Consider the following 15,191-nt stretch of genomic DNA (forward strand, 5'->3'; position numbering starts at 1 on the left):
AGGGAGAACCTCGATGCGACGCCAGACAGGAGCGGTCGGCGCGACTCTGACCGCATGCGGCCTCATCCTCACAAGCGGTCTGGTCGCCTCGGCGGCGACTGCGCAGACGGCCCAGGCGAACGCGGCGCTGCGCTACCTCTACGCGCAGGTGCACGCCGACGGCAGCATCGCCGGGTCGTTCGGTGCCACCGAGGACACCGTGATCAGTATCGCCGACAACGGCTACGACCCGGCGACGCTGAAGAGCTCCTCGACGGGGACGTCCGCCTACGACTACCTCAGCGCGCACGCGTCGGCGATCAACACCGCCGGCGGTGCGGCCAAGTACGTGCTCACCTGGGTGGCGGCGGGACGTCCCACCGCGATCGACGCCAGCGCGTGGCTGACCAAGCTGAACACTGCCACTGGCTCGGGAGGCTTCCTCGAGCCCAACGGCGCATTCCACAATGCCAGCGCCACCGTCGAGACCGCCAACGCGTACTCGCAGTCGCTGTCGGCGCTGGCCGACGTCGCCGCCGGGCACAGCCTGCCCACCAACGCCACCGGCTGGCTCACTTGCGCACAGCGAACCGATGGAGGGTTCGGCTACGCGATCGACGATTCCGCCGCCAGCCCTCCCGCGTCCTGCGGAGCCACATCGAGCGACACCAATGACACCGCGATCATCATCCAGGCGCTCGGCCAGGCGGGGATCGGCTTGGCAAACGGCGCGGCGAAGACCTACCTCAAGTCCACGCAGCACCCCGACGGCGGCTTCGGCTTCAACGCCGCTCCCGGCAGTGACCCGAGCAGCGACACCGTCGTCATCCAGGCGCTGGTGGCGATCGGAGAGAACCCGATGGGAGCGGCCTGGACGGTCAGCGGCAAGAATCCGGTGTCCAACCTTGAGTCGTTCGCCGATCGGCAGGGCGGCGGCGGTTACGTCTTTCCGGGCAACGCCGCTCCCGACGCCTTCACCACCAGCTCGGTCCCGCAGGCGCTCGCACTGAAGCCGTACGCGCACCGGACGGCCATCGTTCTGGGCAGCGCGCCGGGACCGGCAACCACGACCCCCGTGACTGCGTCGCCGACCTCGTCGGTGCAGGCGATCTCGGTGCCGCCGACCGGCAGCGCGGGCGAGGTCGGTGGAGCGTCGGTCTGGGCCTTCGCGTTGCTGGCGCTCGGTTCGGTCGCCCTCCTCGTTGCGTCGTTCCGGAGAGGCCAACACCCCGCTCCATGACACCCCGCGCGCGCCCGCTGCTCCGGGTCCTGACGCGTCTGCTCGCGATCGTCTCGGTGTTCGCGGCACTCACCGTCGTCGGCGCGAAGACGAGTCTCGCGCCGGCCGTCGAGGGCTGTGCTCAGGCGTCCGGTGTCCACCATGCCGCCCTGGTTGCGCAGCACGGCGATGGTCGCCCCCCCGTCACCACATGTGTCTCCTTCGGGACTGACTCGATCACCGGCGACGAGCTTCTGACCGCCGCCCGGGCACAGGGAGTGGAGTCGCAGACGCTTGGCTCCAGCGACAGCGGCTATGGAAAGGCGGTGTGCCAGATCGACTACGAGCCCGCTCAGTACCCGTCGACGTGCTGGTCGGGCAGCAGTCCGTATTGGGCGCTCTTCGTCAGCCGCGGCGGCGGCGCCTGGACGGAGTCGAGCCTCGGCATCTCGTCGCAGACGTTCCGCGACGGCGACGCCGAGGGATTCCGCTACGAAGGTCAGAGCGACGGCTCGCCGCCGCCGTCCCCGCGCGGCGTGTGCCCGGTGACGACGCCGGCGCCGACAGCTGCCGCGACGAAGGCCGCGGCGCCCGCAGCGCATCGGGCCACCCCGCCGACCTTGACGCCGTCAGCAGCGGGAGTCGACGTGATCGCAGCCGCGGCCACGCCGACTCCTTCCACCGAGCCGAGCAACGGCGCCACACCGACCACCGCCGCGTTCCCGAGCACCAACCGGTCAGCGCCCCTGCCGGTCGGCAGCAACACCGGCGCTCTGGTCGCGGGCATCCTGGCCGCCCTGCTGGCCGCGGCGTTGCTGGTGCAGCTGCTGCGAAGGCGGCGCCAGGGCACGCACAGAGCGCCTCCGCCGTGACGTCGATCAACCCGCGTGCGCTGGCCGCCTGGTCGGCTGCCGCGCTCGTCGTCGTGCTCACGAGCACGAATCCCGTCTACCGGGTCCTGGTGCTGCTGCTCGCGCTCAACATCCTGATGACGCTGCGGCGCCCCGACGCGGCGCTCCGCCCGCTGTTCATCGCAGTCGCGGTGGCGTCGGCGCTGGCCGTCGTGTTCAACGTCCTGCTCAGCCACACCGGTGTGCACACGCTGGTCGAGCTTCCCGGCCAGCTGCCGGGAATCGGGGGACCGATCACCGTCGAGGCGGTCATCTACGGGATCGGGGTCGCGCTCGGCCTCGCCACCGCGGTGCTTGCGGTCGCGCCGCTGAGCCGCGTGCTCCATCCACACGACCTCATCGACGCCTTCCCGCGATCGCTGCAGCGCACCGCGGCGCTCACCGGCGCGGCCGTCAACCTGGTGCCGGCCGTCGCCCGCAACGCGGTGGCGATCAGTGAAGCGCAGCGCATGCGCGGCAGGGGTCGCACACGCCTGCGCGACTGGCACGCGGTCGCCGCTCCGATCGTGATCTCGGCGCTCGACGACTCGCTGCAGCTGGCCGAGGCGATGGAGGCACGCGGCTTCGGCGCTGCGCCGCGCAGCCGCTACGCGGTCTCTCGCCGCGACCTGGCCTCGACGCTGGTGATCGCGTGCAGCGTCGCCGCCGCCGTGCTCACCGTTGTCGCTCGCCTCACCGGAGGCCTGCCCGACTGGTACCCGTTTCCCGTCACCACTCTGCCGGAGCTGAGCCTGCTCCCGGTGATCGCCTGCGTCCTCCTCGCCGTTCCCTTGCTGACATGGCGCCGCTCGTAGACATCGTCGGGTTGCGCTACAGCTACCCGGAGAGCATCGACCCGGCGCTGGCGGATGTGGATCTCACACTCGACGGCGGCCTCTGCGTGGTCGGCGGACCTTCGGGGGGCGGCAAGTCGACGCTGCTGCGTCTCTTCAACGGACTGGTCCCCCACCTCTACGGTGGTCGCATCCGGGGGCGTGCGTGCGTTGATGGCCGCGACGTGTTGCGCACCGCGACGCGCCACCTGGCGACATCCGTCGGCTTCGTCTTCCAGGACGCCGAGCGTCAGAGCGTGTACGCCACCGTGGAGCGCGACATCGCCTTCGGCCTCGAGAACCTCGGCGTGCCGGCGCAGGAGATGCGCGCGCGCGTCGACGTGATCCTCGAAGAGCTCTGCCTCGAGGGTTTGCGCGGGCGCAGCATCGCCACGCTCAGCGGCGGCGAGCGCCAGCGCGTCGCGGTGGCTGGGGCGCTGGTGCTGCGCCCGCGCCTGCTGGTGCTCGACGAGCCGTTCGCACAGCTCGATGCCCCCAATGCCCGCGCCCTGCTCGACATCTGTCTGCGCCTGCGCGACGGCGGCACCACGCTGGTGATCGCGGAGCATCGCCTCGACGACCTCCTTCCCGTCGCGGATTCGCTCGTCACCGTGGCCGCCGGCAAGCTCACCGGGCCGGCGGCGCCGTCGCTGCTCGCGGATTCGCTCGACAGCGCCCCGCAGGTGGTGCGGCTCTCGCGCGCGATGGGCTGGGCGCCGCCGCTGCTGTCGACGGGCACGCTGCATCTCGACGCGTCCCTCGAGCCACCGCACGCGCAGCGGAATACGGCGCCCGCGGCGTGGCACCTGTCCGGCGTGGTCGCCGGTCACGGGGACCTGCTCATCGACGTCGACGCCTCGGCCGCACGGGGCGAGGTCGTGGCGGTGATGGGCCGCAACGGCTCCGGCAAGACCACCCTGCTGCGCGTCATCGCCGGCCTCATCACCCCGCGATCGGGCAGCGCCTGGCGCGCCGCCGGACGGGTCGCCTACTTGCCCCAGAACCCCGCGGCCCTCCTCCACCGCGAGACCGTCGCCGCCGAGATTGCCTGGACCATGCGGGGCGAGCCGCGCTCCGCCGCCGGCGACACCGCCCAACGGACCCTGCTGGGCACCCTCGGCGTGGACACCATCGCCGCCAGCGATCCGCGCGAGCTCAGCAGCGGCCAGCGTCAGCGCGCCGCGGTCGCCGCCATCCTCGCCGGTTCACCGACGGTTGCGCTGCTCGACGAACCCACCCGCGGCATGGACGGCACCGCCCGTGACGGCCTCGTCGCCGCGGTGCGCGGCCTCGCGGCGCAGGGCACATCGGTCGTCCTCGCCACCCACGACAGCGAGCTCGCCTCCGGCATCGCCGACCGCGTAATGATCATCGAGGAGGGAGAGGTGCGCGACTGCGGCGCACCGTCTGCGGCGCTCAGCGGCGACCATGACCACGCCACCCAGCTGGGACGGCTGGTCGGCTCACCGGGACCGGTGACCGTCGACGCGGTGACGGCACTGCTCGCGAACACGGCGGCGCAGGCGGTGTCGCGATGAGGTTGGCAGCGATCAGCGCCGCCGGCCTGGCGCTCTTCGCGTGGCCCTTCACTGGTCTGGGCGCGCCCGGCACCGCCGCGGCGGCGGCGGTGAGCATCGGCTGCGTGGTGGTGCTGCTGGCCGTTGAGACCATGAGCCGGCGCCTCGACACGCGCGGGCTCGCGGTTATCGCCGCCATCGCCGCCATCGACTCGGCTCTCCGCCTCGCCCTCGTGTTCGGGATCGGCGGCTTCTCGCCGATGTTCCTGCTCATCCTCTGCGCGGGGTACGCGATGGGTGCGGAGTTCGGATTCCTGTGCGGCGCCACCACTCTTCTGGTGTCCGCGCTGGTCACGGCCGGGGTGGGCCCTTGGCTTCCCTACGAGATGATCGCGGCCGGATGGGTCGGCGCTGCTGCCGGGCTGGCGGGGGCGCGACGCCGCGGCCGCAGCCCGGCGCGCCGCGACGTTGTCGTCCTGGCCGTCGTCGGCGTGGTCAGCGGATTCGCGTATGGCGCGGTCATGGACGTGTGGGACTGGACGTTCTTCCGCGGTGCCGCCGACTTCGGCTACGTCACCGGCCTTGGCGCCGGCGCCGTGGCGACGCGCTTCACCCACTTCTACCTGGCCACCTCACTGATGTACGACTGCTTCCGCGCGGTGGGCAACGCCGTGCTGGTGCTGCTCGTCGGCCTCCCCATCCTGGGCGCGCTGGTGCGCCTGCGCCGCCGTCACACAGTGGTCATCGAGGACCGGGTTTCCGCCGCTGCCTGAATCACATGCTCCCGGTCGTGACCGCGCGCAGCCCGAACAGGGCGGTGGCCGCCACGCCGGCGAGGAGGTAGAGCATCTCCGACTCCGGCCTGACCCGCCTGGCGAGCAATTCGGCAGCGGGGATCGGGATCACGGTGGCGGCACCGTAGAAGTAGTGGATCGCCTGCCCCGGGCGGTTGCCGGTGACGACCATGACCAGGCCGAGCACCGCCTCGAGCGCGGCGACGACGGCGCACAGCTGGACGAAGACACGCACTGTCGGGATGGCGCTCGGCCGGGCCCGCGCCCAGAGCGCGAACAGCGTTCCCACCGCCGCCACGACGATCACGGCGACGCCGAGGCGTGCGTGCACGCTCACGATGTCACCAGCACGAGCCCGCTGGCGTCGAGCACACGCGCCGAGGTGGCCTGCGCCGCCTCGACATCGTCGCCCGTCCACTCGGGGAGCAGCAGCGCGAGGTGGCGGCGCAGCTGAGCGCGCAGCGATGGGGCATCGTCGGGCAGGAGCACCTCGGGAGGCTCACCGTCGCCGATCGATCCGAACTGCGCGTCGCTCGCCGCCGCCACGGTGTCGATGAGGCGCCACACCTCCTCCTGGTCGACGGCGCCGACCAGGTCGTCCCACGGGGGCAGCTCGAGGCTGAGCTCGTCGACGCCGTCGCGTCCATGACGGGCTTCGAGGAACAGCGCAAGGTTTCGCCAGCGCAGCTCCTGCGAGTGGAAGAGGGGAATTCCCCGGCGATCGCCGAGCGCACGCGCCACCCCGACGCGCTCCACGTCGAAGGCGCCGAGCGCGGTGAGGACGCGCGTCAACGGCCACGGTCCGCCATCCTCGACGGAGCGCAGCATGAGCGACACCACCGTCTGCCCGGCGCTGGGCAGCTCAACGATCTGGCGGCGGCGGGCGCGGTTGCGGGAGCTCATGCGGGCGCCCCGGCGGACCGGCTGCACGCCTCCGCATGGAGCGGCCCCGCCAGCGGCGGCAGCGCACCCCCCACCGGGACGCTGAGCACGAAATCGCCAAGCCGCCCCCACACCAGGGTCGTCGGCAGGTTGACCGGCGGGTACACAAGGATCGCGACGCCGGAGTGACCCGGGTCGAGATGGATGCTGCAGCTGTCGCCGGGGGTGGAATCGGCGACCACGGCCAGCGGGTAGGTGGGGTGGTAGAAGTGCCGCAGCGGGCCATTCGCGGTGCCGGGCGGCGCGTAGTCACTGGCCATCTGCAGGTCGAAGAGCTGCGGGTCCGAAGTCACCTTGCCGTCGTCGCGAATCCGCATCGCCACCAGTGTGAACTGGCCGAGGCCGCGCAGCTGTGACCATGACGACGACGCGTTGCCGAGCTGCGCGGCCACGGCGTCGACGCTGTGGCGTCCGACGAGCATCACCTCCAGGTGGTCGGGGTTCCGATAGATGCCGCCGTCGGGGCTGGTCGAGACCGTCGCGGTGGCCAGCGCCACCGCGGTGCCGGTCACGGGCAGGCCCAGGCTGGCGGCGTCGAGGCCCGCCGAGGCGGAGCCGCACGCGGCCATTGTCAGCGCGGTCACCAGCAGCGCGGCAGCCCGACGCCGGCGCTGCGCGCGCTCAATCACGTTCCAGGATGCGCGGGCTCAGCGCCGCCAGCAGCCCGACCGCCACCACCGCGGCAGCGAGCGGGGCGACGACATCGAGGCCGGCGGCGTACCTCGGCGTGCCCCCGAGCATGCCGATGAAGGCGGAATGCAGATGGCTGAACGGGTCCAGTCCGGCGGCGATGGTTCGCCATCCATCTGACGGGACGCCGGTGAACAGGCCACCGAGATAGAGCAATGGGGCGAGCACGAGCACCACGTCGAGGAGTACCTCGGCCGCGCTCGCCGCCGCCAGTGTCACGAGGCAGCCGAGCACGTTGGTGACCACCAGCGTGGCCGCGAGGGCGACCAGAAGGACCGCGAACTCGGTCGGGCCGCCGCCCCCGGTGAGCAGCGCGGCGACGGCTACGGGAAGGAGCTGCACCAGGTCGACCGCGGCGGCGGCCAGCACCCACCCGGTCAGGACGCGTGGCCGCGACCCTGGAGTTACGGCCAATCGTGTCAGAAAGCCGGCCTCCCGGGCGCGGCTCACGCTCACCGCTGTGCCCACGGCGCCGACCATGGCGACCAGCACGGTGAGCAGCATCCCCGCCCAGAAGGTCGGCGCGTGGCCGGCGACGAGCAGGATGGCCAGCGCCAAGGGTAACCCGGCCTTGATGGCCATCGCCCGGGGCCGGCTGAGCACGATGGCGAGCTCGCGCGCGGCCACGCTGCGTGGCATCAGCCGAGCGCGGTGCGTGCTGACCGGCAGCGCCCCGGCGTCGCCGATCACGAGCGCTCCTCGAGGGGATGACCGGTGAGGTCGTGGAAGCGGTCGCTGAGGTCCGGGCGGCGCAGACGCAGCTCACGCAAGCGCCCACCGGGGGCGTCGGCGGCGGCAACGAGCGCGGCGATGGTTCGCTCACCCTCGAACCGCGCCACCACCACGGCGCCGTCGCGGGTCACATCGAGGACGCCCGGGAGGACACGGAGAGCCGACAGGTCACAGGAGCCGTCGACCACCAGCTCGGCGACGCGGCCGCGCGGCAGATCGGCGAGCAGCTCGCTGGGCGACGCGCAGCGCACCAGCAGACCGTCGTCGAGGAACGCGACGCGATCGGCGACGGCCTCGACGAAGCGCGCATCGTTGCTGGCGACCACGGTGCTGTAGCCGCGCGCGGCTCGCTCACTGATGAGCAGCTCGAGCTGAGCGCTCCCCTCCGGGTCGAGCCCGGCGGTGGGCTCGTCGAGCAGGGCGAGCGCGGGCTGGTGGCCCAGCGCGGCCGCGAGTGCCAGCCGCCGGCGCATCCCGTAGGAATAGGTGGCCACGCGATCGTCCGCCGCCGTGGACAGGGTGAGCTGCTGGAGGACGGCGTCCGTGCGCGCCGCCACCTCACGGGCGTCGCTGACCCATTGCGAGCACCAGAAGTGGGTCGCCTGGCGACCGGTCAGGCCTCCATCCTCGAGCGCACCGTCGAGCGCCAGGCCGAGCTGCGCGCGCGCCGCGGTCGCACTCTTCCCGCCCCAGCGCACCTGCCCTCTCTGCGGGCGCGAGACGGTGGCGAGGACGCGGAGCAGCGTGGTCTTGCCGCAGCCGTTGCGACCCATCAAGGCAACGGTCTCGCCCGCCGACACGTCGAGGTCGATCGGCCCCACGCCGCGGCCGTTGCGATAGCGACGCACCAGGCCGCGCGCCTCCACCGCGGCGGCACGGGTTGTCGGTGACACCGCGACCAGGGCGGGTGCCTGCGCCAGCGCGCTCATGCCGGCGCCGCGGCGAGCAACGTCGCCACCTTGGCGGCGACCGCCGTAGGCTTGAATGGCTTGAGGATGACGCCGGCCGCGCCGGCCCTCACCGCGCGCCCGCCGTCCTCCGCGGCGCGGTTTTCGAGCATGGCGAACCAGCCGGCGCGAGGGCGCACGCCGGCGCGCGCCAGACCGAGCATGGCGTCGATGCCGTCCCCGTCGAGGGTGGCGTCGACGAGCGCAATGTCGGTGGACGGCAGGTGTGCCGTCAACTCCTCGATGCTGGCCGCTCGCGTCACCGCGTACCCCTCGCGGGTCAGCTTCTCCGTGAGGATGCGGCCGATCATCGGCTCGTCCTCGACGATGAGCACGCGCGTGCTCATGCGGCGGTGCTCCCCAGGCCGGGATAGAGCTTCGGCCAGCCGGAGTCGTCGAGGTCGGCCACCGCGCAGAGGGGTCCGGCGAGCCCGGCGTTCTCGAGCAGCTCGAGTGCGTGGCGCGGGTTGGCCACCCGGCTGGCCACCAGGCAGTCGCCGTCGATGTCGAGTGACCATCCGTCCCGTTGCAGGCCGCCGGCCACCGATGCGATCAGCTCGAGTCGCTGGCGCAGCCGGGATGACAGCGCGCCCAGTGCCGCGGGGACGGTCGTCTCGCCGGCGTCGGCGTCGATGCCCTCGTCCTGGGCCTCCTCGAGCTCATAGAGGTCGTGCATCCACCGCGGCCAGGGCGGGTCGATGGCGCTGCGCAGCTCCTCGTGAGCCGACGCGAAGATGGGAATGCGCATCGCCACCGCACCGACAGGGATTCTCATGGTTCGAGCGTCGGTGAGGGCTTGGACGGCGCGTTGTTGGTGGTCTGCTGGTGCAGCGTGATCTCGCCGTTGATGAGGTACGGCTGCCGGGAGTGCTCGCGGATCACCCCCATGACGATCATCATGATGCTGACCGTCACGCCGATCGCCAGCGCGGCTCGCTGTGCGCCGCGACCGCTGCCGCCAGGCTTGATGTGGCCGCGCGACAACGCCGACAGGTAGCTGGTCACCGACCACAATCCGAACAGCACCATGCCAATCAGAGCGGAGGCCTTGAACGGGATGAAGTTGCCGATCGGGTTGAGCAGTCCGCCGTCCCACCACGCCCGGTTGCCGCCGGCGGCGATCGCGTCGGCGTACGTCGGCGCGAACCAGGCTGGTTGGGCGGCCAAGATGGTGAGCAGGATCAGCACCACCGTGAGCATCAGCTGGCGGCGCGCGTGCGGAGCACCGGAGCGCACCATCCGCCGCCAGAAATAGAGCGATCCCAGGCTGAAGATGGCACCGAGCAGAAAGATCTGCAGCAGGAAGACGTTGGAGAGGTCGCCGAACATCATCGTGTACCACGCGCCGTACGCATGGAGCTGCACCTCCTTGGCGTACGAGTAGCCGACCCACGGCTGCAGCAGGGTGAGCCCCACTGCCCAGATCACTCCCCATTGCGTCACCCATTCCCAGTGCAGGATCTCTTTGCGCTTGGTCTCCCACTCGAGGTGACCGGCGGCCATCGCGCCGATGGAGCGCAGCGGCTGCATCGCCTGCGGCGCATCCGGCGCCGGTTCACGCTGGTGGCGGGTGAGGCGCAGATAGTTGAAGGCACCGACGAACGCCGTAACCGCGCCCGCCCAGGCGATGTTGCCGATGGTTCGGTGGATGGTCAAAGGCAGGGAGGTGGGATTGAGCACCTGGTTGAGCAGGCTGACGTCGCCGCCGTTGGGCGTGAGCATGAAGGACGCCACGATGTCGATGAGGAACATCTGCCACCACAGCGCGATGTTGAGCAGCACCATCATTGCCAGCCGCGCGCGCCGGTGCGCCTGAAGACGATCCCAGTTGGCGTAGAGGCTGTACAGCAGCACGATCTCGACAAGGAACATGGCGCCTTCGAAGACCATGGCCCAGAAGGTGATCTGCTGCAACGCCGTCCAGAAGACGCCCCACAGTCCGACCAGCACGAAGATGAGGAAGGTGATGGCGGTTGCCGAGCCGAACCCGAAGAGATAGACCTGCGACTTCACCATCATGCGGGCGACCCTGCCATGGCGCTCGTCGCCGCGGGCCATGGAGATGGCCTCTGACACCGTGGCGAGCGTCGACGAGCCGGTCAGGTATGTGGCGATCTGGATGTGCAGCAGCACGACAACGGCCACGATGAGGCCGTTGGTGAAGATGGTGCCGCTCACCGGTGACAGCGAGTCGAGCACAAGGCGCGGGTTCACAGGTTGTACAACCGGTTGATGCCGAGCACGGCGAAGAAGATCACCGTGAACGCCATGAACAGGGCGGGCACGATCACCTCCGGGCGGCGCAACGGCCGGCGCTCAGGCGAGCGGTCGATGAATGGCAGCAGGACCATCAACGCCGCACCCAATCCGATGATTCCGAAGACGCCGATGGCGATCAGCGGGTTGGTCGGTGCCACCACCAGGAATTGGTCGAGTGGCAGGAAGAACCACTCGGGAGTGGGCACGTAGCTGAGCGTCGCGGGGTTCGATGCGGCGTCCAGCGGAGCGCCGGAGATCAGCCCCATGATGAAGATGACCGCGATGAGCAGCGTGCTCAGCACCACGTCCTTGAAGAGCTGGTTGGGGAAGAAGGGGACCGTTTCCCGCGGTGCCGCGTAGCGGCGCGAGATCCTCTTGGTTGGATACGGCGGCTCCGCGCGTCGGATGCGCTCACCGATCTGCTTCTCCTCGTCCTCGCCCGGGTCGGTGTCGTAGTTGATCCACGCCCCGAACTCGCCGTGGCGGCGCAACAGGTAGAGGTGAGCCCCGATGAGGCTGAACATCAGGAAGGGCAGCACCCAGACGTGGATGGCGAAGGTGCGGGTGAGAGTGATGGGCCCGACGAAGTCGCCGCCGCGCCACAGGGTGCGGATGCCGTCACCGATGAGAGGGAGGTAGTGCGGGATGTTGGTGACCACGACAGTTGTCCAGTACGCCGCCTGGTCCCACGGGAGCATGGCACCCGTGATCGCCAGGCCGAGCACCAGGAAGAACAAGAGCGCCCCGGTCACCCAGTTGAGCTCACGCGGGCGCTTGTAGCTCGCCGACAGGAAGGTGCGCAGCATGTGCAAGCCGATCACGAAGATCAGGATGTAGGAGCCCCAGAGGTGCAACCCGCGCACCCAGGCGCCGAACGCATCGCCGCTGCGCAGGTAGTCGAGGCTGTTGAAGGCGTCGGTGACCGAGGGCACGTAGTCGAGCAGCAGGAAGATCCCGCTGAATAGCTGCAACAGAATCAGGGCGAGGGTAGCGCTGCCCAAGGCGTACGCCCAGCCACCCTTCTTGGGCACCGCCTCGTACAGCCCCTTGTGGAGCAGCTCGGTGATCCCGGTGCGGTCGTCGAACCACTCCATCCCAGCGCGCATGCGGCTCTTCAACGGACGGGTGACCCAGCGACGGACGATCATCGACGGTGCACCTTGCGGCTCATCAGATCGACTCGTCCAGCTGGTTCTCGATTTCGAGCACGGTGCGTCCCTGGTCGTCCGTGCGGAAGCGGTGCTTCCACTGGGCGAGCGGCTGTGGTGGTGGACCACCGATGTTCTTGCCGTCGATGTCGTAGAGCCCGCCGTGACAGGGGCAGAGGAAGTTGCCGAGCGAGGGATCCCAGTGCACGTCGCACTGCATGTGCGTGCAGATGTTGCTCAGCGCCCGGATCTGCCCGTCGGATTTCTTGACCACGTACACGACCCGCTTCACCGGGGGCGTCGCGTAGCCGGTACCGATCGGAACCTCGGCGAACAGCGCGGTCGGTTGGTTGACGGGCACCCCGTCGATGGGCCCCACTGTCACCCATGAAAGCTTCTGCTTGGTGAAGAGCGGGCTGAGCAGGAAGCCGATGGCGGGGACGCTGAGCATCACCCCGACCAGTCCCATGCCCAGGCCGGTGCCCCGGACCAGCAGCTCGCGTCGGGAGAGCTCCTTCACGAGCCGCCTCCGAGCGAGAAGAGCCCACCGGCCATCACGGCGTACATGCCCACGAACGCCAGGAACGCGATCGCGATCGCTCCGGCGAGCACCGCCGCGGGACCGTGCTCGCCCTCGCGCCAGAGACGGCGGATGCCGGCCAGCGAGTAGCCGATCCCAAGCAGGATCAGGAGCAGGATCGCAGACAGCAGCAGCGAGTAGTACCAGGCTGCCTGGAACTGCGCGGCGCGGGCCAGCAGGGCGGCGATCACGGGTACAGGCTCTGGGTCGGCTGGTAGGGCTGGTGGGCGTCGACCTGGCGGAGCTCGCCGTACACCGCGTAGTCGCCGCGGGCGTGCTCCTTGATGTAGCCCATGAGCAGCGAGGTGACCACCGCGACCGTGCCGACGGTGACCACCGCGTTGCGTCCCATCCGTGAGACCGCCCCGGTGACGCGCAGCGAATCGTCCTGGCGTTGTCGACGGCCGCGCAGGCGGGACAGAGTATGCACCGCGGTGAGCACAGTGGCTGCACCGAGTCCCCAGTAGCGCAGCGCGTTGAGGTCGCCGCCGAGCACGGCACTGGGGAGGGCGGCGACGGTCATGCCGGTGACCGAGACGATGATGGCCGCCCACCCCAGCGTCGACCACTCACGCGGGCCGCCGTCCTCGCTGGTCAGGGCGATGTTGCCGCCGATGAACATGGCTCCGACCAGGCACTCCTGGGCGACCATGAACCCCGCGGTGCCGCCACTGAGGAGGTTGCCGAAGTACCCGGGCTCGCTCTGCTTGATGACCTCGACGAGCAGGAAGCCCACCACCGGCATGAGCACGCCGGTGAGCAGCCCGATGCGCAGGTTGACCCGCGCGGCCCAAGACTGGAACGCCCGCTCGGGTGGATCGCCTCGGCCACCGCGCAGTCTCACGGCGGCGTAGGCCGCGCAGAACAGCGCGGTCCAGCTGACATTGCCAATGAGGCGGTGGATGATCAGTGGCCAATACACCGGGTTGAAGGCCGGTTCGGTGAGGCCGGCGTGGACGGGATTGATGAGGTAGGCGTCGATGCCGACGATGAGCATCATGAACAGCGTCTGCAGCGCGAAGACCGCGGTGCCGAGCGCGGCGTGTCCGCGTGGATTCATGGAATTGAACGTGTTCCGGTACCAGACCAGCAGGGGTGTCAAGACGAAGAACAGGAGGAAGGCGAGCGCCACCAGCGGGAGGAACTTGTTGACCAGCTGGCCGAATTCGTTCCCCCACAGCCCGGTGAGCAGCACCACCGCGAGCACCGCAAAGGTGGCGCCAAGGCTGAACAGGAGGTAGTACGCGTTGGCCAGGCTGCGCGCGTAGCGAGCGGCTCGGTCGTCGCCGGTGCGGACGTGGAGCCACTCAGCGGCAACCGCCAGGGTGATCGCCCCGAGGCTGAACTCCGCGATGAGGATGTGGATCAGGAAGGCAATTGCCACCGGCGTGCCGTTGCCGATGCCGGGGAAATCAGGGACGGTGACCTGGAGGCCGAGCACCTCAGCCCTCCGGCGTCGCCGCGGTGATGCGTCTGCCGAGGTCATCGATGACCGGTGCGGTGATCTCGTTGAGGCCGCGTACTCCGGCGCCGTGCTGCACCGGGCACCCGGGCGCAGCCGACGCCGACCGCTCGGCACCAACCGGGCAGGCGGCCGCGGCGTCGGCCGGCGAGCCGTTGCGCTGCATCCGCGCGCGCGCCTCGGCGATCCCGGCTTCCACATGGAGGAGGCCGACCGCGGGGGCGCCGAGCGCGATCGCCAGGCGTTCGATCTGCTCGGTGGCGAGATTGCGCAGGAAGCCGGCCGGGATGCGCTCGATGCGGTCATCGGCCTCGTCCGTCCAGGGCAGGCGGCGGCGCTGGTCGACGGCCGGACCGGTATGCCCCTCGACGCCGAGTGGAGCGCGATGTGGCCCGGCGTTCTCGTCGAGCGCGTCGAGCTCGGGGGTGACGAACGGCTCGGCGACATCGGCCGTGATTGCCGGCAGCCGCCGGGTGCGCGCGTGCTTCTCGACGATCGCCTTGACGCGCCGGCGGAGGTATCCGGCCGGCAGCTGCTGGAGCACGCGCCGCGCCTCGACGGTCCAGGCCAGCTTGGTGCCGTCGAAGGCCACCTGCGCGGCGTCACCCTCACCGGCCGCAGCCGCGCGGAGCGCCTCGCTGTCGAGCCGTTCGAAGGCATCGGCGTCGCTGTCGCACACCGGGCAGCGCTGCGGCGTGTCGCTGCGCGCCGCGTAGCCGCAGGTGCGGCAGACCGCCCGAGCGTCCTGGGGTGCTGCCTCCTCGAGCATGGCCTGCTCGGCGCTGTCGACGGCGGCAGCGGTCTCGGCGATGCGCCGCTGCACCCGAGCAAACGGCATCAGCTCATCGAGAGCGGCGCCGACGTCGCCCGACGAGACCACGCTGTGGCCGCGCTCCATCGCCCAGCGCAGCACCGCGGTCCGGGCGAGGCCGCGTGCGCCGCCGGGCACAGTCGCCATGCGTTCCTCGGCCTCTGGAGTCCACACCACCGACGCATCGGCGCGGACGTCGATCGGCGGGGTGAAGCTGCCGCTGCTGACCATCACGTTGCAGGGAGCCAGGCGGAGCAGCTGCTCGGTGTTGCTGCCCATGTCCATGGCGGCGTCGGAGTGCACGCCGATGCGGCCGAGCACGAGCAGCCACGGCTTGGTCTCGCGAGCGTGGCGCAGCACTCGTTCGAACGCCTTGCCGTCGAGCAGG

At 70.6% G+C, this 15,191-nt stretch carries 18 protein-coding genes; 5 read left to right on the plus strand and 13 right to left on the minus strand.

Annotated elements, in window-relative coordinates; translation table 11 throughout:
• The first annotated feature begins 13 nt into the window (after window positions 1-13).
• The 5 genes from JF886_RS10830 to JF886_RS10850 are packed head-to-tail and all read left to right on the plus strand — an operon-like array spanning window position 14 to window position 5,211.
• Window positions 14-1,219: a prenyltransferase/squalene oxidase repeat-containing protein gene (locus tag JF886_RS10830; RefSeq protein ID WP_337312337.1), complete on the plus strand. Its 1,206-nt coding sequence runs from the start codon at window positions 14-16 to the stop codon at window positions 1,217-1,219.
• The gene (locus JF886_RS10835; protein WP_337312339.1) at window positions 1,216-2,070 is read left to right on the plus strand and encodes a hypothetical protein; all 855 of its coding nucleotides are present in this window, start codon (window positions 1,216-1,218) and stop codon (window positions 2,068-2,070) included. The genes JF886_RS10830 and JF886_RS10835 overlap by 4 nt, the downstream gene beginning before the upstream one ends.
• A complete protein-coding gene (locus JF886_RS10840) occupies window positions 2,067-2,903 on the plus strand; it encodes an energy-coupling factor transporter transmembrane component T (RefSeq protein WP_337312341.1) in 837 nt (278 codons plus the stop codon). Before JF886_RS10835 ends, JF886_RS10840 begins: the two co-directional genes overlap by 4 nt.
• Window positions 2,888-4,459, plus strand: a complete 1,572-nt coding sequence (locus JF886_RS10845; RefSeq protein ID WP_337312343.1) for an ABC transporter ATP-binding protein — start codon at window positions 2,888-2,890, stop codon at window positions 4,457-4,459. The genes JF886_RS10840 and JF886_RS10845 overlap by 16 nt, the downstream gene beginning before the upstream one ends.
• A complete protein-coding gene (locus JF886_RS10850; protein WP_337312345.1) occupies window positions 4,456-5,211 on the plus strand; it encodes an ECF transporter S component in 756 nt (251 codons plus the stop codon). The genes JF886_RS10845 and JF886_RS10850 overlap by 4 nt, the downstream gene beginning before the upstream one ends.
• Before the next feature lies 1 nt (window position 5,212).
• On the opposite strand, the gene JF886_RS10855 is transcribed toward JF886_RS10850, so the two are convergent.
• The 13 genes from JF886_RS10855 to JF886_RS10915 all read right to left on the minus strand — a co-directional run.
• Window positions 5,213-5,569 carry a hypothetical protein gene (locus JF886_RS10855; protein WP_337312347.1) on the minus strand — a complete coding sequence of 119 codons (357 nt, stop codon included), beginning with the start codon at window positions 5,567-5,569 and terminating at the stop codon, window positions 5,213-5,215.
• Window positions 5,566-6,135 (minus strand): hypothetical protein, encoded by a 570-nt coding sequence (locus JF886_RS10860; RefSeq protein ID WP_337312349.1) that lies wholly within the window; start codon window positions 6,133-6,135, stop codon window positions 5,566-5,568. Before JF886_RS10860 ends, JF886_RS10855 begins: the two co-directional genes overlap by 4 nt.
• Complete coding sequence (locus JF886_RS10865) at window positions 6,132-6,803, minus strand: hypothetical protein (RefSeq protein WP_337312351.1); 672 nt, start codon at window positions 6,801-6,803, stop codon at window positions 6,132-6,134. Before JF886_RS10865 ends, JF886_RS10860 begins: the two co-directional genes overlap by 4 nt.
• On the minus strand, window positions 6,796-7,554 hold the full coding sequence (locus tag JF886_RS10870; RefSeq protein WP_337312353.1) for an ABC transporter permease: 759 nt from the start codon (window positions 7,552-7,554) through the stop codon (window positions 6,796-6,798). The genes JF886_RS10865 and JF886_RS10870 overlap by 8 nt, the downstream gene beginning before the upstream one ends.
• Window positions 7,551-8,525, minus strand: coding sequence for an ATP-binding cassette domain-containing protein (locus JF886_RS10875; RefSeq protein WP_337312354.1), 975 nt, complete (start codon window positions 8,523-8,525; stop codon window positions 7,551-7,553). The genes JF886_RS10870 and JF886_RS10875 overlap by 4 nt, the downstream gene beginning before the upstream one ends.
• A complete protein-coding gene (locus JF886_RS10880; protein ID WP_337312355.1) occupies window positions 8,522-8,890 on the minus strand; it encodes a response regulator in 369 nt (122 codons plus the stop codon). Before JF886_RS10880 ends, JF886_RS10875 begins: the two co-directional genes overlap by 4 nt.
• Window positions 8,887-9,318, minus strand: a complete 432-nt coding sequence (locus JF886_RS10885) for a hypothetical protein (RefSeq protein WP_337312356.1) — start codon at window positions 9,316-9,318, stop codon at window positions 8,887-8,889. Before JF886_RS10885 ends, JF886_RS10880 begins: the two co-directional genes overlap by 4 nt.
• Window positions 9,315-10,757, minus strand: coding sequence for a cytochrome ubiquinol oxidase subunit I (locus JF886_RS10890; protein WP_337312358.1), 1,443 nt, complete (start codon window positions 10,755-10,757; stop codon window positions 9,315-9,317). The genes JF886_RS10885 and JF886_RS10890 overlap by 4 nt, the downstream gene beginning before the upstream one ends.
• Entirely contained in the window at window positions 10,754-11,950 is a 1,197-nt protein-coding gene (locus tag JF886_RS10895) for a cytochrome b (RefSeq protein ID WP_337312360.1), read from the minus strand. The genes JF886_RS10890 and JF886_RS10895 overlap by 4 nt, the downstream gene beginning before the upstream one ends.
• Before the next feature lie 22 nt (window positions 11,951-11,972).
• Complete coding sequence (locus JF886_RS10900) at window positions 11,973-12,470, minus strand: QcrA and Rieske domain-containing protein (RefSeq protein ID WP_337312362.1); 498 nt, start codon at window positions 12,468-12,470, stop codon at window positions 11,973-11,975.
• Window positions 12,467-12,721 (minus strand): hypothetical protein, encoded by a 255-nt coding sequence (locus tag JF886_RS10905; protein ID WP_337312364.1) that lies wholly within the window; start codon window positions 12,719-12,721, stop codon window positions 12,467-12,469. Before JF886_RS10905 ends, JF886_RS10900 begins: the two co-directional genes overlap by 4 nt.
• A complete protein-coding gene (locus tag JF886_RS10910) occupies window positions 12,718-13,971 on the minus strand; it encodes a cytochrome ubiquinol oxidase subunit I (RefSeq protein ID WP_337312367.1) in 1,254 nt (417 codons plus the stop codon). The genes JF886_RS10905 and JF886_RS10910 overlap by 4 nt, the downstream gene beginning before the upstream one ends.
• A gap of 1 nt (window position 13,972) precedes the next feature.
• A partial coding sequence (locus JF886_RS10915) for a universal stress protein (RefSeq protein ID WP_337312369.1) occupies window positions 13,973-15,191 on the minus strand: 1,219 nt, incomplete at its 5' end.

This window comes from Candidatus Aeolococcus gillhamiae, assembly GCF_016464765.1.
In the GTDB taxonomy this organism is placed as follows: Bacteria; Chloroflexota; Dormibacteria; order Aeolococcales; family Aeolococcaceae; genus Aeolococcus; species Aeolococcus gillhamiae.